This is a genomic window from Streptomyces sp. P13-3-3 (assembly GCF_050571355.1).
GTDB lineage: Bacteria > Actinomycetota > Actinomycetes > Streptomycetales > Streptomycetaceae > Streptomyces > Streptomyces althioticus.
Window position 1 is genome coordinate 77405 of sequence record NZ_CP192229.1, and the last position, 18760, is coordinate 96164.

Annotated in this window: 18 protein-coding genes; 9 read left to right on the top strand and 9 right to left on the bottom strand. The window is 73.4% G+C overall.

All coding sequences use genetic code 11. The annotated features are described in order from the left end of the window. Window positions 1–139 precede the first annotated feature (139 nt). Genes ACQZOG_RS26685 through ACQZOG_RS26695 form a run of 3 tightly spaced genes read left to right on the top strand, consistent with a single transcriptional unit; the run spans window position 140 to window position 2444 of the window. Window positions 140–544, top strand: coding sequence for a GntR family transcriptional regulator (locus ACQZOG_RS26685; RefSeq protein ID WP_033277678.1), 405 nt, complete (start codon window positions 140–142; stop codon window positions 542–544). Further along, window positions 541–1437: an ABC transporter ATP-binding protein gene (locus ACQZOG_RS26690; protein ID WP_033277677.1), complete on the top strand. Its 897-nt coding sequence runs from the start codon at window positions 541–543 to the stop codon at window positions 1435–1437. Before ACQZOG_RS26685 ends, ACQZOG_RS26690 begins: the two co-directional genes overlap by 4 nt. After that, complete coding sequence (locus ACQZOG_RS26695; protein ID WP_033277676.1) at window positions 1434–2444, top strand: ABC transporter permease; 1011 nt, start codon at window positions 1434–1436, stop codon at window positions 2442–2444. Before ACQZOG_RS26690 ends, ACQZOG_RS26695 begins: the two co-directional genes overlap by 4 nt. 294 nt (window positions 2445–2738) lie before the next feature. On the opposite strand, the gene ACQZOG_RS26700 is transcribed toward ACQZOG_RS26695, so the two are convergent. Together ACQZOG_RS26700 and ACQZOG_RS26705 are read right to left on the bottom strand one after the other, a co-directional pair. Continuing rightward, window positions 2739–3464: an MBL fold metallo-hydrolase gene (locus ACQZOG_RS26700; protein ID WP_033277675.1), complete on the bottom strand. Its 726-nt coding sequence runs from the start codon at window positions 3462–3464 to the stop codon at window positions 2739–2741. A 66-nt stretch (window positions 3465–3530) separates the two neighbouring features. Further along, window positions 3531–4892, bottom strand: coding sequence for a dipeptidase (locus ACQZOG_RS26705; protein WP_033277674.1), 1362 nt, complete (start codon window positions 4890–4892; stop codon window positions 3531–3533). A gap of 195 nt (window positions 4893–5087) precedes the next feature. On the opposite strand from ACQZOG_RS26705, the gene ACQZOG_RS26710 reads away from it, so the two are divergent. After that, complete coding sequence (locus tag ACQZOG_RS26710; protein ID WP_033277673.1) at window positions 5088–6332, top strand: geranylgeranyl reductase family protein; 1245 nt, start codon at window positions 5088–5090, stop codon at window positions 6330–6332. 52 nt (window positions 6333–6384) lie between these two features. On the opposite strand, the gene ACQZOG_RS26715 is transcribed toward ACQZOG_RS26710, so the two are convergent. Then, window positions 6385–6840 carry a nitroreductase family deazaflavin-dependent oxidoreductase gene (locus ACQZOG_RS26715; protein ID WP_033277672.1) on the bottom strand — a complete coding sequence of 152 codons (456 nt, stop codon included), beginning with the start codon at window positions 6838–6840 and terminating at the stop codon, window positions 6385–6387. Window positions 6841–6993: 153 nt separating this feature from the next. Here ACQZOG_RS26715 and ACQZOG_RS26720 point away from each other — a divergent pair, with 153 nt between their 5' ends. The 3 genes from ACQZOG_RS26720 to ACQZOG_RS26730 all read left to right on the top strand — a co-directional run bounded on the left by ACQZOG_RS26720 (window position 6994) and on the right by ACQZOG_RS26730 (window position 10939). Then, window positions 6994–7698: a TetR/AcrR family transcriptional regulator gene (locus ACQZOG_RS26720; RefSeq protein ID WP_033277671.1), complete on the top strand. Its 705-nt coding sequence runs from the start codon at window positions 6994–6996 to the stop codon at window positions 7696–7698. 1310 nt (window positions 7699–9008) lie between these two features. Beyond that, on the top strand, window positions 9009–10277 hold the full coding sequence (locus ACQZOG_RS26725) for a histidine kinase (RefSeq protein WP_033277670.1): 1269 nt from the start codon (window positions 9009–9011) through the stop codon (window positions 10275–10277). Further along, the gene (locus ACQZOG_RS26730; protein WP_033277669.1) at window positions 10274–10939 is read left to right on the top strand and encodes a response regulator; all 666 of its coding nucleotides are present in this window, start codon (window positions 10274–10276) and stop codon (window positions 10937–10939) included. The genes ACQZOG_RS26725 and ACQZOG_RS26730 overlap by 4 nt, the downstream gene beginning before the upstream one ends. Here the strand turns inward: ACQZOG_RS26730 and ACQZOG_RS26735 are convergent. The 4 genes from ACQZOG_RS26735 to ACQZOG_RS26750 form a co-directional block, all read right to left on the bottom strand. Continuing rightward, window positions 10900–11199 carry a DUF6332 family protein gene (locus tag ACQZOG_RS26735; protein ID WP_033277668.1) on the bottom strand — a complete coding sequence of 100 codons (300 nt, stop codon included), beginning with the start codon at window positions 11197–11199 and terminating at the stop codon, window positions 10900–10902. The genes ACQZOG_RS26730 and ACQZOG_RS26735 overlap by 40 nt on opposite strands. A 46-nt stretch (window positions 11200–11245) precedes the next feature. Continuing rightward, complete coding sequence (locus tag ACQZOG_RS26740; RefSeq protein ID WP_033277667.1) at window positions 11246–11980, bottom strand: maleylpyruvate isomerase family mycothiol-dependent enzyme; 735 nt, start codon at window positions 11978–11980, stop codon at window positions 11246–11248. Window positions 11981–12034: 54 nt separating this feature from the next. Next, entirely contained in the window at window positions 12035–12913 is an 879-nt protein-coding gene (locus ACQZOG_RS26745; protein WP_430741901.1) for an SDR family oxidoreductase, read from the bottom strand. Between the two features lie 110 nt (window positions 12914–13023). Further along, a complete protein-coding gene (locus ACQZOG_RS26750) occupies window positions 13024–14187 on the bottom strand; it encodes an MFS transporter (protein WP_033277665.1) in 1164 nt (387 codons plus the stop codon). 252 nt (window positions 14188–14439) lie between these two features. On the opposite strand from ACQZOG_RS26750, the gene ACQZOG_RS26755 reads away from it, so the two are divergent. Beyond that, window positions 14440–14922 (top strand): hypothetical protein, encoded by a 483-nt coding sequence (locus tag ACQZOG_RS26755; protein ID WP_359671443.1) that lies wholly within the window; start codon window positions 14440–14442, stop codon window positions 14920–14922. Between the two features lie 202 nt (window positions 14923–15124). After that, a complete protein-coding gene (locus ACQZOG_RS26760; protein ID WP_033277692.1) occupies window positions 15125–15781 on the top strand; it encodes a class F sortase in 657 nt (218 codons plus the stop codon). A 62-nt stretch (window positions 15782–15843) separates the two neighbouring features. Here the strand turns inward: ACQZOG_RS26760 and ACQZOG_RS26765 are convergent, their stop codons facing one another. Together ACQZOG_RS26765 and ACQZOG_RS26770 are read right to left on the bottom strand one after the other, a co-directional pair. Continuing rightward, on the bottom strand, window positions 15844–17481 hold the full coding sequence (locus ACQZOG_RS26765) for a cellulase family glycosylhydrolase (RefSeq protein WP_033277663.1): 1638 nt from the start codon (window positions 17479–17481) through the stop codon (window positions 15844–15846). A gap of 68 nt (window positions 17482–17549) precedes the next feature. Continuing rightward, complete coding sequence (locus ACQZOG_RS26770) at window positions 17550–18668, bottom strand: GDSL-type esterase/lipase family protein (RefSeq protein WP_033277662.1); 1119 nt, start codon at window positions 18666–18668, stop codon at window positions 17550–17552. Between the last annotated feature and the right edge of the window lie 92 nt (window positions 18669–18760).

An 18760-nucleotide genomic window follows, 5' to 3' on the forward strand; every position in this document is an offset into this window, starting at 1 on the left:
CTCTTGACACCCGGGCGAGGTCTGGCGAGCACCAGGATCACGCGGCTGGCTCCCCTCGGCGCCGGGGCGGCAGGCGCCTGCAGTGCACGCCTTGCCGAAGGGTCGACGCAAGGAGCTATAGTGCTAGTCAACTAGATAAATGGAGGAACCGGTGATTGAGTTCCACCTGAACAGCCGGTCGGGCCTGTCCCCGTACCAGCAATTGGTCCAGCAGGTGAGGCACGCACTGCGCCTGGGCCTGCTGAACGAGGGGGACCGCCTGCCGACCGTCAAGGACGTCGCTAAGCAGATGGCGGTCAACCCGAACACGGTGCTCAAGGCGTACCGAGAGCTGGAGCACGACGGGCTGGTGGCCGCCCGCCCCGGCGTCGGGACGTTCGTGACCCGGACGCTGGCCGACGGCACGCTCGCCGCGCACGGACCGCTCCGCAAGGACCTGCAGCGCTGGCTGACCAAGGCCCGCCTGGCCGGGCTCGACGACGAGAGCATCGAGGCGCTGTTCATGAACACATTCCGCAACGTCGCCGGAGAGGACGTGGCGTGAGCGCCGTCCTGCGAGCCCAAGGCCTGGGCAAGAGGTACAAACAGCGCTGGGCGCTGCAGAACTGCGACCTGGACGTCCCCGCCGGCCGGGTGGTCGGCCTGGTCGGCCCCAACGGCGCCGGCAAGTCGACCTTATTGAACCTGGCCTCCGGCATGCTCACCCCGACGGCCGGCACCATCGAGGTGTGCGGCGGCCGTCCCGCCGCAGGGGTGGAACAGCTGGCCAAGGTCGGCTTCGTCGCCCAGGACACCCCGACCTACTCCGCGCTGAGCGTCGCCGACCACCTCGACCTCGGCAAACGCCTCAACCGGAACTGGGACGACGTCGTGGCGCGTGACCGGATCCGTCGCCTCGGCCTGGACCTCAAGCAGCGAGCCGGCAAGCTGTCCGGCGGCCAGCGCGCACAGCTCGCTCTCACCCTGGGCATCGCGAAGCGCCCGGAACTGCTCATCCTGGACGAGCCGGTCGCGGCCCTGGACCCGCTCGCCCGACGGGAGTTCATGCAGGACCTGATGGAGGCCGTCGCCGAGCACGAGCTGAGCGTCGTGCTTTCCTCCCACTTGGTCTCCGACGTGGAACGGACCTGCGACTACGTCATCGTCCTGGTCGACTCCCGGGTGCAGGTGGCCGGCGACATCGACGACCTGGTCGCCTGCCACCACCGGCTCACCGGACCGCGCCGGGACCCGGACACGCTCCCGGCCGGCCAGCACGTCATCACCGCCAGCCACACCGAGCGGCAGACCACCCTCCTGGTACGCACGGACACCGCGGTCCACGATCCGACCTGGACCGTCAGCCCGCTCGGTCTGGAAGACATCGTCCTGGCCTACATGACCCGACCCGCCGATGCGGTGCGTGACACCCGGCGCGCACTGGAGGTACTCCGATGATCTGGCTGACCTGGCGCCAGTTCCGCACCCAGGCCGCCGTGCTGTTCGCCGTCGTGGCCCTTCTCGCCGCCACACTCGCGGTCTCCGGCCCGCAGTTGGCCGATCTCTACCGGACGGCCGGCAGCAGCCTGGTGGACCAGGTCTCCAGTGCCGACCAGACCCTCTACTACACCGGACTGCTGGTCGTGCTCGCCGTGCCGGCGGTCATCGGGATGTTCTGGGGCGCGCCGCTGATCTCCCGTGAACTGGAGACCGGCACCCACTACCTCGCGTGGAACCAGGGCGTCACCCGCACCCGCTGGCTGGCGACCAAGCTGGGGTTCGGTGCGGCGGCCTCCATGACCGCTGCCGGACTGACCAGCCTCGCGGTGAGCTGGTGGAGCAGCCCCATCGACCGGGCCATCAACGGCGGCGGCGCGACGGACACGTACTTCCCACGGCTCGACCCCGTGGCCTTCGCCGCACGAGGCGTCGTCCCCCTGGCCCACGCCGCCTTCGCCTTCGTCCTAGGCGTCGCCCTCGGCCTGGTCATCCGCCGCACCCTGCCCGCGATGGCCACCACGTTCGCCCTCTACACCGCCGTCCAGATCGCCGTGCCAATGTGGATCCGGTCCCACCTGGCCGCCGCGGACCGGACCACCCTGACGGTCGAGCCCGACGGCGCCCCCATCAGCATCCAGGACGGCGCCGAGCAGATCATCGTGCACCTCGAAGAAGTGCCCGGGTCCTGGGTCACCTCCCAGCAGACGCTGAACGCCGCCGGGCAGCCGGCCCCGGTGCCGTCGTCCTTCGCCGAGTGTCTGCGCACCGAGTCGGGCCCGCCCCCTCTGCAGCAGGTCGAAGGCTGCGTCGCCGACCTCGGCGCCCTGGGCTACAAGCAACAGGTGACGTACCAGCCCGCCGGGAACTTCTGGGCCCTTCAATGGGCCGAGACCGCGCTCTACCTCGGCCTCGCCCTGGCCCTGACCGGGTTCTGCGCCTGGTGGATCCGCCGCCGCGTGACCTGACAGACGCCAGCTCCGCTACGGGAGCAGCCGTGAGGGGCAGCCGGGAGCCGGCTGCCCCTCACGCCGTCGGCAAGTCCTCTTACTCGCGGGGGCCTTGCGAGAACTGTGGCTGGTCGTGGCAGGGTTCAGCCGGCGCGGTGATCCTTCCGCGGCAGGACGCAGCCCGGCGCCAGGGGGTGCAACGAGTCGTGTCGAAGCGAATGGCTTCGACACGCGGTGCTGCCCGACGATGCCCCGTCGGCGCGCGGCCACCCGGTGGAAGGTTCTCCGCCGGTCCCGTGTCCGGCGGCGGTCTCAGCGGTCGGTGTCCCCGTCGGCTGCGTCCACCATCGCCCGCAGCTTCCCTCCCGCGTCCTTCAGGGCCGGGTCGCCGTGGCCGAAGCAGGCGGTCTTTGTGTCGAGGTCGGCCAAGCGGGCGCAGGAGGTCGTGAGTTGCCGCTTGTCCAGGTTGAAGACGCCCGGGATCGGCGTGCCGTCCGTCGGTGACGCCGCCACCGTGTCGCCGGTGAACAGGACGCCCTCGTCGGGCAGATGAAGGGCGATGCTGCCCCGGGTGTGGCCGGGGACGTGCAGGACCCGGGCGCCGCCGCCGGCGTCCAGGACGTCGCCGTCGGACAACTCCGTGATGTGCGGAGGGTGTTCGTAGTCGCCCGGAGGCAGCAGGGACAGCGCGCGCCGGTGCAGGGGCAGTTCCCAGTCCTCCAGTGCCGGGGGCGGGCCCGGCGCCTCGCCGCGCACGTGGGGCGCGTCGAGCCGGTGGGCCAGCACCTCCGCGCCGGTGAGCGCCGCGACCTCCGCCGCGCCGCCCGCGTGGTCCTCGTGGAAGTGGGTCACCACGATCCGCCGGACGGCCTCCGGGCGCGCGCCGAGGGCCGTCACGGCCTCGACGATCCGCGCGCCCGACCCCGCCGGTCCGGCGTCGATCAGGGTCAGCGCGTCGGGGCCGTCACGCCAGACGTACGCCTGGCCGACCGGGAAGCGCAGCATCACCAGGCGGGGAAGCAGCTCGACGACGTCCATGCCCAGGACCGTAGGGCAGGGCCCCCGCCCGGAGGCGGAGGCTCTGCTCTCGGCAGAGGGCGCCGGTCAGTTGGCGCCGGAGGCGTAGTTGCGCAGGAACAGCGCCTCCGCGACCGACAGACGCTCCAGTTCGTCCGGCGACACGCTCTCGTTCACCGCGTGGATCTGCGCCTCCGGCTCGCTCAGGCCGATCAGCAGGATCTCCGCCTTCGGGTAGAGGGCGGCGAGCGTGTTGCACAGCGGGATCGAGCCGCCCTGACCCGCGTACTGCATCTCCTGGCCCGGGTACGCCGCCGCCATCGCGTCCGCCATGGCCTGGTACGCGGGGCTGGCCGGGTCGGCGCGGAACGCCTGGCCCTGGCCGACCTGCTCGGTGGTGACGCGCGCGCCCCACGGCGTGTGCGACTCGATGTGCGCACGCAGCAGTTCGGTCGCCCGCGCGGCGTCCACGCCCGGCGGCACCCGCAGGCTGATCAGCGCCCGCGCGCTCGCCTGCACGGACGGCGTGGCGCCGACCACCGGCGGGCAGTCGATGCCGAGCACGGTGACCGCGGGGCGCGCCCAGATGCGGTCGGCGACCGTGCCGGAGCCGATCAGCTCGACGCCGTCCAGCACCTTGGCGTCCTTGCGGAACTGCTCGTCCTCGTACTGGATGCCCTCCCAGGCGCTGTCGCCGGTCAGGCCGTCCACGGTCGTGCTGCCGTCCTCGGCGCGCAGCGAGTCCAGCACCCGCACCAGCGCGGCGAGCGCGTCCGGCGCGGCGCCGCCGAACTGCCCGGAGTGCAGGTTGCCCTCGAGCGTGTCGACGCGCACCCGCACCATCGTCATGCCGCGCAGGGTGGTGGTGACGGTGGGGAGGCCGGCGCGGAAGTTGCCCGCGTCGCCGATGACGATCGTGTCGGCGGTCAGCAGGTCCGGGTGCTCCTCGGCGTACCGCTCCAGGCCGCCCGTGCCCTGCTCCTCCGAGCCCTCCACGATGATCTTGACGTTGACCGGCACGCCGCCGTTCGCCTTCAGGGCGCGCAGCGCGAGCAGGTGCATGATGACGCCGCCCTTGCAGTCGGCGGCGCCGCGCCCGTACCAGCGGCCGTCGCGCTCGGTCAGCTCGAACGGCGGCGTGGTCCAGCCGGCCTCGTCCAGCGGCGGCTGCACGTCGTAGTGCGCGTACAGCAGGACGGTCTTCGCGCCCTCGGGGCCGGGCAGGTAGCCGTAGACCGACTGGGTGCCGTCCGGGGTGTCGAGCAGGGCGACGTCCTGGAAGCCCTCGGCGGTGAGCGCGGCGGTGATCCAGCGGGCGGCGCCCTCGCTCTCCTCACGGGGGAACTGGTCGAAGTCCGCCACCGACTTGAAGGCCACCAGCTCGGTGAGCTCCTCCTTCGCCCTGGGCATCAGTGAGGCGACGGTCACGGCGACCGGATTCGACGACATGGGCACGCTCCTTGTAGGTGCGACGTTGTGCAAGTGCGTACTTCTCGGTACGTGATGATCGTGTAGGTGTGCGTGAGTGACCCATGTAAGGGGCACTCACGTCGCCGATCCTCCCACAGCGGACCGTCACGACCGCCGCCGTAGGATGCGGGAGGACAGCAGCGGCAGGCGGCGTGATCGGAGCAGCGGACCATCGTGAGCAGCGAGAACTCTTCGGCGGACGACGAGCGGCAGGTGTGGGACGTCGTCGTGGTGGGCGCGGGACCCGCGGGAGCGTCGGCGGCCTACGCGGCGGCGGTCGCGGGGCGGCGCGTACTGCTGCTGGAGAAGGCGGAGCTGCCACGTTACAAAACCTGCGGCGGCGGCATCATCGGCCCGTCGCGCGACTCCCTGCCGCCCGGCTTCGAGCTGCCGTTCAAGGACCGGGTGCACGCGGTGACGTTCTCCAGCAACGGCCGCTTCGCCCGTACCCGCCGCTCCCGGCAGATGCTCTTCGGGCTCATCAACCGGCCCGAGTTCGACCAGCAGCTCGTCGAGCACGCGCAGAAGGCCGGGGCCGAACTGCGCACGGGTGTCGCCGTGCAGCGTGTGGAGCAGCACGGCTCGGCCGTGCCGGACCGGCGCACGGTCGCCGTCGTCCTCCAGGGCGGCGAGACGGTGCTCGCGCGGGCCGTGGTCGGCGCCGACGGCAGCGCCGGCCGCATAGGGGCGCACGTCGGGGTGAAGCTGGACCAGGTCGACCTGGGCCTGGAGGCGGAGATCCCGGTGCCGGAGACGGTCGCCGAGGACTGGAAGGGCCGGGTGCTCATCGACTGGGGCCCCATGCCAGGCAGTTACGGCTGGGTCTTCCCCAAGGGCGACACCCTCACCGTGGGCGTCATCTCGCGGCGCGGCGAAGGCGCTGCCACCAAGCGCTACTTGGAGGACTTCATCGCCCGCCTCGGCCTCGCGGGCTTCGAACCGGCCATCTCCTCCGGGCATCTGACCCGCTGCCGGGCCGACGACTCGCCGCTGTCCCGCGGCCGGGTGCTGGTCTGCGGCGACGCGGCCGGGCTGCTGGAGCCGTGGACCCGCGAGGGCATCTCCTTCGCGCTGCGCTCCGGCCGGCTGGCGGGGGAGTGGGCGGTGCGCATCGCCGAGGCGCACGACGCCGTGGACGCCCGCCGCCAGGCCCTCAACTACGCGTTCGCCGTGAAGGCGGGCCTCGGCGTCGAGATGAGCGTCGGCAAGCGCATGCTGGCGGCGTTCGAGCAGCGTCCGGGCGTCTTCCACGCGGTGCTGACCGGCTTCCGCCCGGCGTGGAAGGCGTTCAAGGACATCACGCGGGGCGCGACGACGCTCGGCGAGCTGGTCCGCACCCACCCCATGGCGCACCGCGCCCTGATGGCGCTGGACCGGCGTCCCGCGGGCGGCGGCGCTGAGGCCGGCCCCGGGCAGTGACCGAGGTCAGTCCCGGACGGTGACCGGGGTCAGTCCCGGGCAGTGACCGGGGTCAGTCCCGGACGGTGATCCGGAAGACGGGGTGGTCGGGGGCCGCCGCCAGGATCTCCTCGTCGGAGGACTTGGCGGTGACCCCCTTGAAGTACTGGTTGACCTCCCAGCCCCACTTCTTCAGGTAGGTGCGCAGCAACGGCAGCTTCTCCTCGTCGGGGATCTCCACGGCCGTGAAGGTGCGCACCTTGCGGCCGACGCGCAGCTCGCCACCGCCGGCGGCCCGCATGTTGCGCACCCATTGGGAGTGGCCGCGCGCCGAGATCAGGTACTGCTGCCCCCGGAAGGTGTGCGGGTTGACCGGGAGGCGCTGCATCCGGCCGCTCTTGCGGCCGCGGACGGACAGCTCGGCGCTGCCGGCCAGGCTGATGCCGTGCCTGGCGAGCCAGCCGACGATCCGGTTGAAGCGGGCGGCGACGGGACCGGCGGTGAAGTAGTACGGCGTGGGCGACGACATCGGTGACCTCCGGGAAGGGCATGGGGGAGAGCGCCGCTCTGTTCTGTGAGCACTGCTCTCGCTTCGATTTCAGTGTGCCCGGTCGAGCACGGCAATGCAAGAGCAGTGCTCTCGTTTGTGTGCGCTGATCTCTTTTCGTGGAACACTGACGGCATGACGAGCACACCGCACGGTGCCCGCGCACGGGCGAGGATCGAGATCACCGCGGCCATCAAGGAGGAGGCGCGCCGGCGGCTCGCCGAGCAGGGCGCCGCCGAGCTGTCCCTGCGGGCCGTGGCTAGAACGCTCGGCATGGCCTCCTCCGCGATCTACCGCTATTTCCCCAGCCGTGACGACCTGCTGACCGCCCTCATCATCGACGCCTACGACTCCCTCGGCGAGACGGCGGAAGCGGCGCTGAAGGCGTCCGAGGGCGCCCCCGCGGGGACGCGGTGGACCGCCGTGTGCGAGGCCATCCGCGGCTGGGCGCTGGCCCACCCACACGAGTACGCGCTGATCTACGGCTCCCCGGTGCCCGGGTACGCCGCGCCCGCGACCACCGTCCCGGCCGCCGCGCGCGTCGGCTTCGCCCTCATCGACGTCGTCCGCGACGCCCACCGGACCGGGGAGCTGGACGTCGCGCCCGTCCCGGCGGACCTGGAGCCCGAGGCCGCGCGCATGGCGGAGGACCTCGTCCCCGACCTGCCTCCCGCGGTGGCACCGGCCTGCGTGGCCGTCTGGGCGCAGCTGCTCGGCCTGATCGGCTTCGAGGTGTTCGGCCAGTTCACCCGCATCGTGGAGGAACGGGACGCGTTCTTCCGCCACACGATCGCCGGCCTCGCCCGCACGGTGGGCCTCCGGCCGGCCGACACTCTCTAGGCTCCGCGGCGGCGGTTGGCCTGCGGGCCTGGCGTCTTGGGGCTCGGCATCCGGCGGTCGGCCCGCCGAGCGGATGTGTGCCCGCACGGTGAGAAGGGGGGGGTCTATCGCCGCTTCCTGGGTACGCACCGCGCCAGCGGTTCTGCCCACAGGGGCGGCCTGCGACGGGCGAACGCCCTCCCCGGGCTCCCACCTCGCGGTTGCCCCACGGGGTGCACGCCCCGCAATGTCGCCCGCACGGTGGGCCGACGGCCCGCCGGCGTTTCCGGCTCCCGCACGTGCGGTGGCCTACGGCCTGGAGTCCGCCGGGCTCAGCACCTCACGGTCGGCCTGCGGGCCGGCGTCCCCAGACCGCTCCTTGCGGTTGTGCCCGCACGGTGGGCTTGGATGCCGCCGACGCCTCCAAGGGCTCCGGACTTCGCGGTCGGCCTGCGGCTCGGTGGCTCCTGGGGTGCGCATTCCGTGGGTCCGTTCAAACGGTGGGCCCGCAGCTCGTCTGCGTGTCTCCCGGGCTCCGCAGGACGCGCAGGTGGACGCTTCCTGGCTCGCTCGCCCCCTGCGGCTGCGCTCGCGCGGTGGTGTGCGGTTCGGCGGGCCCACGGGGCTTCGGATCTGGCGGTCGGTGGAGCGCGCAGGTGGACGCTTCCTGGCTCGCCCCCTGCGGCTGCGCTCGCGCGGTGGTGTGCGGTTCGGCGGGCCCACGGGGCTTCGGGCCTGGCGGTCGGTGGAATGCGCAGGTGGACGCTTCCTGGCTCGCCCCCTGCGGCTGCGCTCGCGCGGTGGTGTGCGGTTCGGCGGGCCCACGGGGCTTCGGGCCTGGCGGTCGGTGGAATGCGCAGGTGGACGCTTCCTGGCTCGCCCCCTGCGGCTGCGCCCGCGCGGTGGTGTGCGGTTCGGCGGGCCCACGGGGCTTGGGCCTTGCGGTCGGTGGAACGCGCAGGTGGACGCTTCCTGGCTCGCTCGCCCCCTGCGGCTGCGCCCGCGCGGTGGTGTGCGGCCCGGCGGGCCCACCGGGCTTCGGACCTCGCTGTCGGTCTGCGGCCCGGCGGACCGACCGGGCTTCGGACCTCGCCGTCGGTCTGCGGCCCGGCGTCTCGTGGGGTGCGCGCCCCTGCGGTCGCGCCCGTGCGGCGGACCGGCGGGGCCTGGCCCGAGGCCCGGCGCCGCGCCTTCCTGCATCGCCGCCCGCCTCGTCGTGGCCGCCCCGCCGCGTCTCCCGGGCGCCCCCGCGCCCTCCCGGCCGTACTTCCCCGGGAGTACGTGTGATCACGCCGTCCGGCCGACGTCGTCGGGTGGGTGCGGCGGCTAGCGTGGCGGGCATGGACGAACAGCGTGGGTCCGGCGTCGGGCCGCCGGATCGGTGGCGGCACGGCGCGCCGCCGCGCCGGTGGCGGTACGGCCCGCCCGGCTGGAGCCGTCGCGCCGCCGGGCGGGGCGACGGCACCCGGTGGCCGTGGCTCTCCACGGTGCTGTTCACCGCCTTCGTGCTGATCGGCTCCGGATTCGCCGACCATGCCCAGGCGGGCGAGCGGGTCGCCCTCGACCCCCTGGGCCGCGTGCTGCTGTTCCTGTCGGGCGCGGTGCTGCTGTGGCGGTGGCGGCATCCCGTCGCCGTGCTGTGGGGGACGGTCGCCGCCGTCCTGCTGTACCTCGGCGCCGGATATCCGTACGGGCCGGTCCTCCTGAGCGTCGCGGTGGCCGGTTTCGCCGCCGTCGTCTCGGGCCGGCGGTACGCGGCCTGGGCGGCGATGGCGACGCTGTGGGCCGGGCATCTGCTGACCGTCCACGTCCTGTACCGGTGGCTGCCCCCGTCGGGTGACGACGCGGCCCCCTGGACCGAGGAGATCGTCGTCGCCACCTGGGTGGTAGCGCTCCTGGCCGTGTCCGAACTGGCCCGCGTCCGCCGTGAGCAGTGGGCGCGCGAGCGGGCCGAGCGGGCCCGGGCGGAGCGGCGGCGCGCCGACGAGGAGCGGCTGCGCATCGCCCGCGAGCTGCACGACGTGCTCGCGCACAGCATCTCCGTCATCAACGTGCAGGCCGGCGTCGGACTCGCCCTGCTGGACGGCGACCCCGAACAGGCCCGCACCGCGCTCACCACCATCAAGGCCAAGAGCAAGGAGGCGCTCGGCGAGGTACGTCAGGTGCTCGACACCCTGCGCGCCCCCGGAGCCGCCCCGCGCACCCCGGCGCCCGGCCTGGACCGGCTGCCCGAGCTGGTGGAACAGGCCGCGAGCGCGGGACTGACCGTCACCGTCGAGGGCGAGCCGCCCCGACTGTCGCCCGGCGCCGACCTGGCCGCCTTCCGCATCGTCCAGGAGGCGCTCACCAACGTCGTACGGCACTCCGGGTCCCGCGAGGCGCGCGTGCGCATCGAACGGCGCGACGGGCGGCTGCGGCTGCTGGTCGACGACGACGGGCCCGCCACCGGCGCGGACGCCGGCGGCACCGGCAACGGGCTGGCCGGGATGCGGGAGAGGGCCGCCGCGCTCGGTGGCACCATCGAGGCGGGCACCCGCCCGGACGGAGGGTTCCGCGTGCTCGCCGACCTGCCGATCGACACCGAGGAGGACGACCGGTGATCCGTGTGGTGCTCGCCGACGACCAGTCACTGGTCAGGGCGGGATTCCGTGCCCTGCTCGACGCGCAGCCGGACATCGAGGTGGCGGGTGAGGCGGCCGACGGCGAGGAGGCGCTGCGTCTGGTCCACGAGGTGCGGCCCGACGTCGTGCTGATGGACATCCGCATGCCCGGACTGGACGGCCTCGCCGCCACCCGCGGCGTCACCGGGGACCCGGACCTGGCCGACGTGAAGGTGGTCATGCTCACCACCTTCGAGCTGGACGAGTACGTCTTCGAGGCGATCCGCTCGGGCGCCTCCGGTTTCCTGGTCAAGGACACCGAACCGGACGAACTGCTGCGCGCGGTACGGGCGGTGGTCGACGGCGACGCCCTGCTCTCGCCGGGTGTGACGCGCCGGCTGATCGCCGAGTTCGCCGCCCGCTCCAAGGAACCGGCCGCCGCGGGCGCCCTGTCCGAGCTGACCGAACGGGAGCGGGAGGTGATGGCGCTGGTCGGACTGGGCCTGACCAACGAGGAGATCGCCCGCCGCCTGGTCGTGAGCCCGCTCACCGCCAAGACCCACGTCAGCCGCACCATGGTCAAGCTGGGCGCCCGCGACCGCGCCCAACTGGTCGTCCTCGCCTACGAGTCCGGACTCGTGCGGCCGGGCTGGCTGGGCTGAGCCGCCCGCCGGAACCGCACCAGCACGGACACGGTGCGGACGGCGAACAGCACCCCCGCGAGCACACCGCCCCCGCGCACCAGCACCGTCTCCACCGCCCCCGGCAGCGCGAACAGCAGCGCCGGACCCGCCACCGCGCCGAACACCACGGCCGCCGCGAAGGCCGCGCTGCACAGCGCGTACCCGATCTCGACGGTGATGGCGTCCCGCTCCGCCTGACCGCGCCGGCCGCCCGACCCCGTTCCCCCGTGCTCATCCATGCCGGGAGTGAAACAGGCGGGCGGCCGACGGGCAAGCGCCCCTGCCTCAGACGACCGCGGACGTCTCCCGCCACAGCTCCGCGAGCGCCGCGTCGCCCGTCACCTCCGGCACGGGGAGCCGGTTCCACAGCGACAGGTACAGCTCGGCGGCCGGACCGGACACCTCGCACTCCGCGTCCCCGGCGGCGTCCCGCGTGGTCACCGGGGGCTCCTGCGAGAGCCGCACCGTCCACACCGCGTCCGCGTCCGTCGCGCGTATCCGGAGCACGCGCGGCCCGGGGGTGCGGACCTTGCTCTTGCGGCGGGCGTGGAAGCCGCGCAGCAGTTCGTCGACGCCGTCCACCGCGAAGGCCGTGGCGACGGGATCGGGGCCGCCGCCGCGCGCGGCCTGCGCGTCCCAGCGGTGCACGGCCGTCTCGTGGGCCTGGCGGCGGGCCCAGAAGCCGAGCCCGGATCCGGCGCCCGGCAGGAAGGTCCAGCACTCCACGTCCGGCTTCGCCTCGCGCAGCGTGTCGAGCAGCGCGCGGTGGCAGGCCCGGTACCAGGCGAGCAGCTCAGGACCGTCCAGGTCCGGGTGCTCCTCCATCGGGCGGGGGGTCGGGCACGCGTCGGCGACGAAGCCCGCCGCCCACCGGTGCACCACGCCGGTGTGCCGCAACAGGTCCCGGACCCGCCAGTCCGGGCAGGCGGGGACGGGGGCCCCGGGCCCCGCCTGCCCCGCCGCGTCGGCCAGCGACCGGCCCTCGCGCTCGAGAATCTCCAGGTACCAGGCAGTCTCCATGGCCGGGAGTCTGCCCCACGGAGGGCCGGTGCGGTCAGTGCTTTTCCCGGCGCCCTACGGCAGCGGCGTCCCGCCCGTCGCGTTCACGATCTCGGCGGTGATGAACGACGCCTCCTGCGAGGCGAGGAACACGTACGCCGGGGCCATCTCGGCGGGCTGGGCCGGACGCCCGATCGGGGCCTGCTTGCCGAACTCCGCGGTGTCCGGCAGCGTCGCCGGGATCAGCGGCGTCCACACCGGTCCCGGCACCACGGCGTTGACCCGGATGCCCCGCTCGATCAGCATCTGCGCCAGCCCCTGCGTGAACGTGACGATGGCGCCCTTGGTGGTCGCGTAGTCCAGCAGATGCGGACTCGGCTTGTACCCCTGCACGGACGCCGTGTTGATGATGCTGCCGCCCTCGTTCATGTGCGGCACGGCCATCTTGCACAGCCAGAACATGCCGTAGAGGTTGGTGCGCACCACCCGGTCGAACTGCTCGGTGGTGATCGCCTCGATGCCGTCCGGCTGCGACATCTGGTACGCGGCGTTGTTCACCAGGATGTCGATGCCGCCGAACTCGGAGACCGCCCGGTCGATCAGCGCCCGGCAGTTCTCCTCCTCCCGGATGTCGCAGGACACGGCCACGGCGCGCCGGCCGGCCTCCTCGACCCAGCGCGCGGTCTCGTCCGCCTCCTCCTTCTCGCTGTCCAGGTACGTGAACAGGACGTCGGCCCCCTCACGGGCGAACGCCAGGGCGACCGCGCGGCCGATTCCGGAGTCCCCGCCCGTGATCACGGCCGTACGGCCGGTCAGGCGGCCGCTGCCCCGGTAGGAGTCCTCACCGTGGTCCGGCGGCGGGTCCATGGGGCCGGTCCAGCCCGGATGCGGCTGGTCCTGGGAGGGGAAGTCGGGGGTGGGGTGCTGGTCGACGGGGTTCTGCTGCTCGCTCACGTTCTCTCCCGGATCCGCGGGGTGGTCTCCTGCGGCGTCCGCCGGGCGGAGGACCGGCGGACGCCGACGACCGGGTACCCCGGGACCGCCCGGCGATCCCCGCCGGGCGCTCAGTCCGTCCGCACGTGCCGGGTGGTGAACCCGATGGCGGTGGCCACCGCCGCCAGCACCGCCACGCTGGTGAGAGCGGCCGGGAGGCTGTACCAGTCGGCCATGAAACCGATCGCGGGCGGGCCGAGCAGCATCCCGCCGTAGCCGAGCGTGGAGGCGGTCGCCACCCCGGTCGGGCCCGCCAGCGCGCCCGCCCGTTCCACGGCGACCGGGAAGAGGTTGGCGAGCCCCAGCCCGGTGACGGCGTACCCCAGCAGCGCCGCCCCCAGGTACGGGGCCAGCGCGCCGAGCAGCATGCCGGCCACGGCCGTGGAGCCGCCCACCAGGATGGTGCGGGTCCGGCCCAGCCGTTCCAGCAGGGTGGTGCCGCTCAGCCGGCCGATCGTCATGGCGAGCGCGAAACACAGATAGCCGACGGCCGCCGCGCCCGGCGAGGCGTCCAGGTCCTGCTCCAGATGGAGCGCCCCCCAGTCGGCCAGCGCGCCCTCGCCGTAGGCGGTGCACAGCGCGATCAGCCCGAAGACGACCACCAGGGCGCGGGTGCGCCGGTCGTGCCGGGGCGCGGAGCCCTCGGCGGGCCGTCCCCCGTCCGCCGGGCTCAGCGGCTCGCACCGCATCAGCGCCCGCCCCGCCACCGCCGTCACCAGCAGCGCGGCCACGGCGAGCCCCGTGAGATGCCGGACGGGCGACAGGGATCCCGCGACCAGGGCGCCCAGCCCCGCGCCGATCATGCCGCCCAGGCTGAACGCCGCGTGGAAGCTCGGCATGATGGGCCGCCGCAGCACCGCCACCAGGTCGACGGCCGCGCTGTTGAAGGCGACGTTGATCCCGCCGTAGGCCGCACCGAAGACCAGCAGCACGGCGCCCAGCGCGAGCGCGGAGTGGGTCAGCGGGGGCAGGGCCACGCTGACGCTGAGCAGGACCGCGCAGACCACGGTGACCAGGTGGCTGCCGTACCGGCGGCACAGTCGGCCGGTCAGCGTCATGGTGATCACGGCACCCGCGGAGACGCCGAGCAGCGCGAGCCCCAGGGCGCTCGCGGACGCCCCGGTCTGTTCCTTGATGGCGGGGATGCGTACGACCCAGCCGGCGAAGACGAAGCCGTCCAGGGCGAAGAAGGCGGTCAGGGCGAGTCGGAGTCGGACGAGGTCGGTACCCGGCACGGCACTGTGCGAACGGGTTTTGTTTATCAGCGGCACAAAAGCAGGCTAGGCGGCGTCCGATGTCCCGGCAAGAGGCCGCGGGATGCGACGGAAGTGAGCCGGCGCACGGCCGAAGGGGTGGGGGAGTTAACCCGTGTGATCGTCCCGGATGGTGGGGTCGCGCGACATGACTGAGCGTGGATCAGGCCGGAGCCCGGGAGAGTTGTGCTGACGCGGAGTCAGCTGCCCGGCCTCCAGCGGAAGGACTCTCAGATGCGCTCTGCCCGCATGGTGCTCGCCGCCGCGACGGCCACGGCGGCTCTCGCCATCGCCGCCCCCGCGGCCTACGCCGACCACGACGGCGACAGCGGCCACGACAAGTCTTCCTACAGCAAGGAGTACGACAAGGAGAGCAAGCACGACGAGGGCGGCAAGTACGGCAAGCCGCACGGCGGGGTCCACGCGGGCGGCGGCGCCCTGTCCGCGGTGACCGGGGACGACTGGGGCAGCGCCAAGGACCCGAAGTACGACCCCGAGACCTACAAGGAGAAGGGCGACTCGCAGAGCGAGGAGTCCTGGAGCGGCAAGCAGGACAAGGAGTGGAAGCACGACAAGCCGCACGGCGGCGTGCACACCGGCGGCGGCGGTCTCGCCTCGCAGCCCGGTGTCACGGCCGGCGGCCTGGCCGCGCTCGCCGTCCTCGGCACCGGCGCCTACGCACTGCGCCGTAAGAAGGCCTCCGGGAACATGGCCTGAGCCGTGCCCGGGGTCATAGCGGCCGGGGCCGTCCCAGGCGCACCGCGCGCCACGACGGCCCCGCCCGCCCCCTCCCGCGTCCTCCCTCCCTGACAGCCCTCCGCCCTGCCCGAACGAGGTGGTTCCCCCGATGCCGGCCAGTGCCCCCACTCCCGTGAAACCCGACCAGGCGTCCCCGACGAGGCGCAGGGTGCGCTCCGTCATGACCGCGGTCTTCTGGGGCGGGGCCGGTCTGCTGCTGGCCACCACGCTGATGGGCGGCGGTGAGGACCCGCCCGACGACGCCCACGGGCCGCACGCCTCCCGCACGGTCGCAGCGGCGCCTTCCGCGGGCGCGTCCACCGGACCGGCCGAGGGCGGGGCCGCCGTCTCGCCGTCCCCCGCCGAACGGTCCCCGGGCAAGCACCTGGCGCGCTCCGCGCCGACGCGGCTGGTCATTCCGTCCATCGGCGTGAACGCCCCCTTCACGGCTCTCGACGTCGACAGCAAGGGCCGGCTCGAAGCGCCCCCGCCGAACGACACCAACCTGGTCGGCTGGTACGCCAAGGGCGTCTCCCCGGGCGAGCTGGGCACGGCGATCGTCGCCGGGCACGTGGACACCAAGACCTCCGCGGCCGTCTTCGCGCGCCTCAGCGAACTGAAGAAGGGCGACCGCTTCCAGGTGCGGCGCGCCGACGGCACCCGTGCCACGTTCGTCGTCGACGAGGCGGAGTCCTTCGCCAAGGACGACTTCCCGAACGAGCGCGTGTACGCCGACACCCCCGACGCGCAGGTCCGGCTCATCACCTGCGCCGGCGCCTACGACCACACCGCCAAGGACTACACCGAGAACCTGGTGGTCTTCGCCCACCTCGTCTGAACACCGGTCCCACGACGAACGGCTGCCCGGAGGGGTGAGGGTCCCTCCGGGCAGCCGTTCCCTCACGCCGCGGAGCACTCAGTGCCGTTCAGGAGGAACACCGCAGGGCTGCCGGCGGCCCCCGGCCGGGTCCCCGTGAAGCCCAGCGCCACCGAACCGGACGGCGGGATCGTCGCGGTGTACGGGGCCGCCGTGACGCTCACCTCCGCACCGCTCTGCGTCACCGTCCCGCCCCACAGGCTGGTGATCCGCTGACCCGCCGGGAAGGTCCAGCGCAGCGTCCACCCGTCGACCGTCGTGCTCCCGGTGTTGCGGAGGACGATCTCGCCCTGGAAGCCGCCGGGCCACTCGCCCGTCACCCGGTAGCCGATCGCGCAGGACCCGGCCGCCGGACCCGGCGCCGTACGGACGGTCACCGTCGCGGAGCGCGCCGAGCGGTTCCCGGCCGCGTCCCGCGCGTACACGGCGAAGGTGTACGACGTGTCCGCCGCGAGACCGGACACCGTGGCCGTGGTGCCGGAGGCGGAGGCGGCGACGGTCTCCTGACCGCCGGCGACCCGCACGACGTCGTAGCCGGTCACGCCGACCGCGTCGGTGGCCGCACCCCAGGACAGGGCCACGGAGGAGGACGTCACCGCGGAGGCCGCGGGAGCGCCCGGCGCGGTCGGCGGCGTGGTGTCCTCACCCGAGCCGCTCCGGAAGACCGCGGCCTCCTCGGACGTGGCCGCGATCCCGTCCGGACCGTCGAAGAGACGCTGCCCCCAGCCGGTCGGCCGGTCGGGGTCGAAGTTCTCGACCATGTCCAGGTACTCGACCCCGCCGCCGTTGCCGCTCCACGACCAGCCCAGGTAGCCGATGCCGAGCTGCCGGGTGACCGACAGGACGGCGTCCTCGTCCGGGTTGCCGTCGGAGTGGTCGTGCCCGAACTCGCCCACCACGATCGGGAGTCCCGCGGCGACGAACCGGTTCAGGTAGTCGCTCACCTCGGCGGCGGTGTCGAAGACGCCATACATGTGGATGGAGAACACCGTGTTGGCGTCCGGGTCGGCCGCGAACACGGACGCCGCGTTGTCGCGCATGGTGAACGCCCAGTCCTGGCCCCAGTTGGGGGCGTCGACCATCAGCGTGTGGTCGAACCCGGCGGCCCGCAGCTTCCGGATCGCCGCCTTGGTGTCGTCGGTCCAGCGTGTGTAGCCGGTGTTGCCGTGCGGCTCGTTGCCGATGTTGACGACGACGTAGTCCTCCTGGCCGACGAGCGCGTCGCGCACCTCGATCCAGTAGTCGGCGGCGCGGGACAGCGTCACCGCTCCGCTCTGTTCGCCGTAGCCCGTGGTGTCGTGCACCTCCAGGACGCAGATCAGCCGGTTCCGCTTGCACTGCGTGACGACGTTCGCCACGTCGGCGGTGTCGTTGCGGGTCCACCGGTCGCCGCTGGACAGCACGACGCGGACGGTGTTGGCGCCCTTGGCCTTGATGTGGTCCAGCGAGTCGAGCCGGTCGGCGTACCAGGTGTGGGCGTGGTTGACGCCGCGCATCACGAAGTCGTTCCCGGACGCCTCGAGGAGCCGTCCGTCCTGCACGCGGAACCCGGTGGGCGCGGCGTGGGCCGGGGTGGTCGGGGCGAGCGGTGTCAGGAGCAGACCCGCGAGCGCGGCGAGGAGGGCGGCGGCCCAGGGGACGGTGCGACGGGTGGATCTCATGGCGGCTCCAGGGGAGGGGTGGGTGAGGGGGTTCGCGTCTCGGTGGGTGCGGGGTGCGGAGTGCCGGGTCAGGAGGCCGGTGTGGCCGCGCAGTCGGCGGAAGCGGCAGGGGCGGCCGCCCCCGTGGTGGTGGCAACGATCCCGAACACCGTGCTCGCGCCGGCGGCGAGGGAGCTGTTCCAGCCCGCGTCGGAGACGGTGGCCGTGCCGTCGGCGGCCGTCGTCAGGACGCCGTTCCAGACCTGGGTGACGCGGGAGCCGTCGGCCGGGCGCAGCGTCACCGTCCAGCCGCGGACGGGGGCGGCGGAGGTGTTCCGCACGGTCACCTCGGCCTGGTAGCCGCCCTGCCAGACGGAGACGGCACGGAAGGACGCGGTGCAGGTGAGGGCGGGGGTTCCCGGGTCGCCCGGGTCGCCGGGGTCGCCGGGGGTGTTCCCCAGCTGCGCGACGAGGGCGGGGAACCAGCGGGCGGCGATCTTCTCGTCGCCCGCCGCGTTAGGGTGCACACCGTCGTAGGTGTCGGTAGCGGTGTCGAAGCCCGTCCACTGGTCCACGACGACCACGGGGGAGCGGTCGGTGCTCGCGCCGGCGGCCCAGGCGGGTATACGGGCGTTGACGTCGGCGACCCGCCGGCCGCAGTCGGCGCAGGTGGCGGGGTTCATGGGGATCAGCTGGGCGACCAGGACGCGCATGTCCGGGTTGGACTCCCGCATCTGCGCCAGCAGCGTGTCGTAGGCGGCCAGGTCGCGGTCGGGCGCGATGTCGCTCCAGACGTCGTTCGTGCCGAAGTGCATGACAACGATGTCCGGTCGGGTGGCGGCCAGCCGTGCGGGCAGCAGGCCCTGGTTCGCGACATTGGTGACCAGTTCGCCGCCGTGTCCCTCGTTGTTGCCGTCGTGCGCGACCCCGCACCCCTGCGGGGGCAGGGTGCCGACGAAGTCGATGCCGGTGTGTCCGGCACCCTGGAGCCGGTTCCACAGCAGGGCGCGCCAGCAGCCGGGTGAGCCGGTGATGGAGTCGCCGAGCGGCATGATCCGTACGGGGTCCGCGGCCGCCGTCGTGTCCGGGGCGGGAGCCGCGGTCGCGGCCGGGGCGAGCAGGCCGAGCGGCAGCAGCAGGGCGGCCAGCAGGCCGAGCAACGAGCGGAGGCGTGAGCCTGGTAAGTGAAGCGGGCGGGTGTCGCGCATGGTGTCCCTTTCCAGGAGTGGATGTGGGAGCGCTCCCATGCGGGACATGTAGCCACCGTTGTCGGTTACCCGTCAAGAGGTGAGGCGAGGAT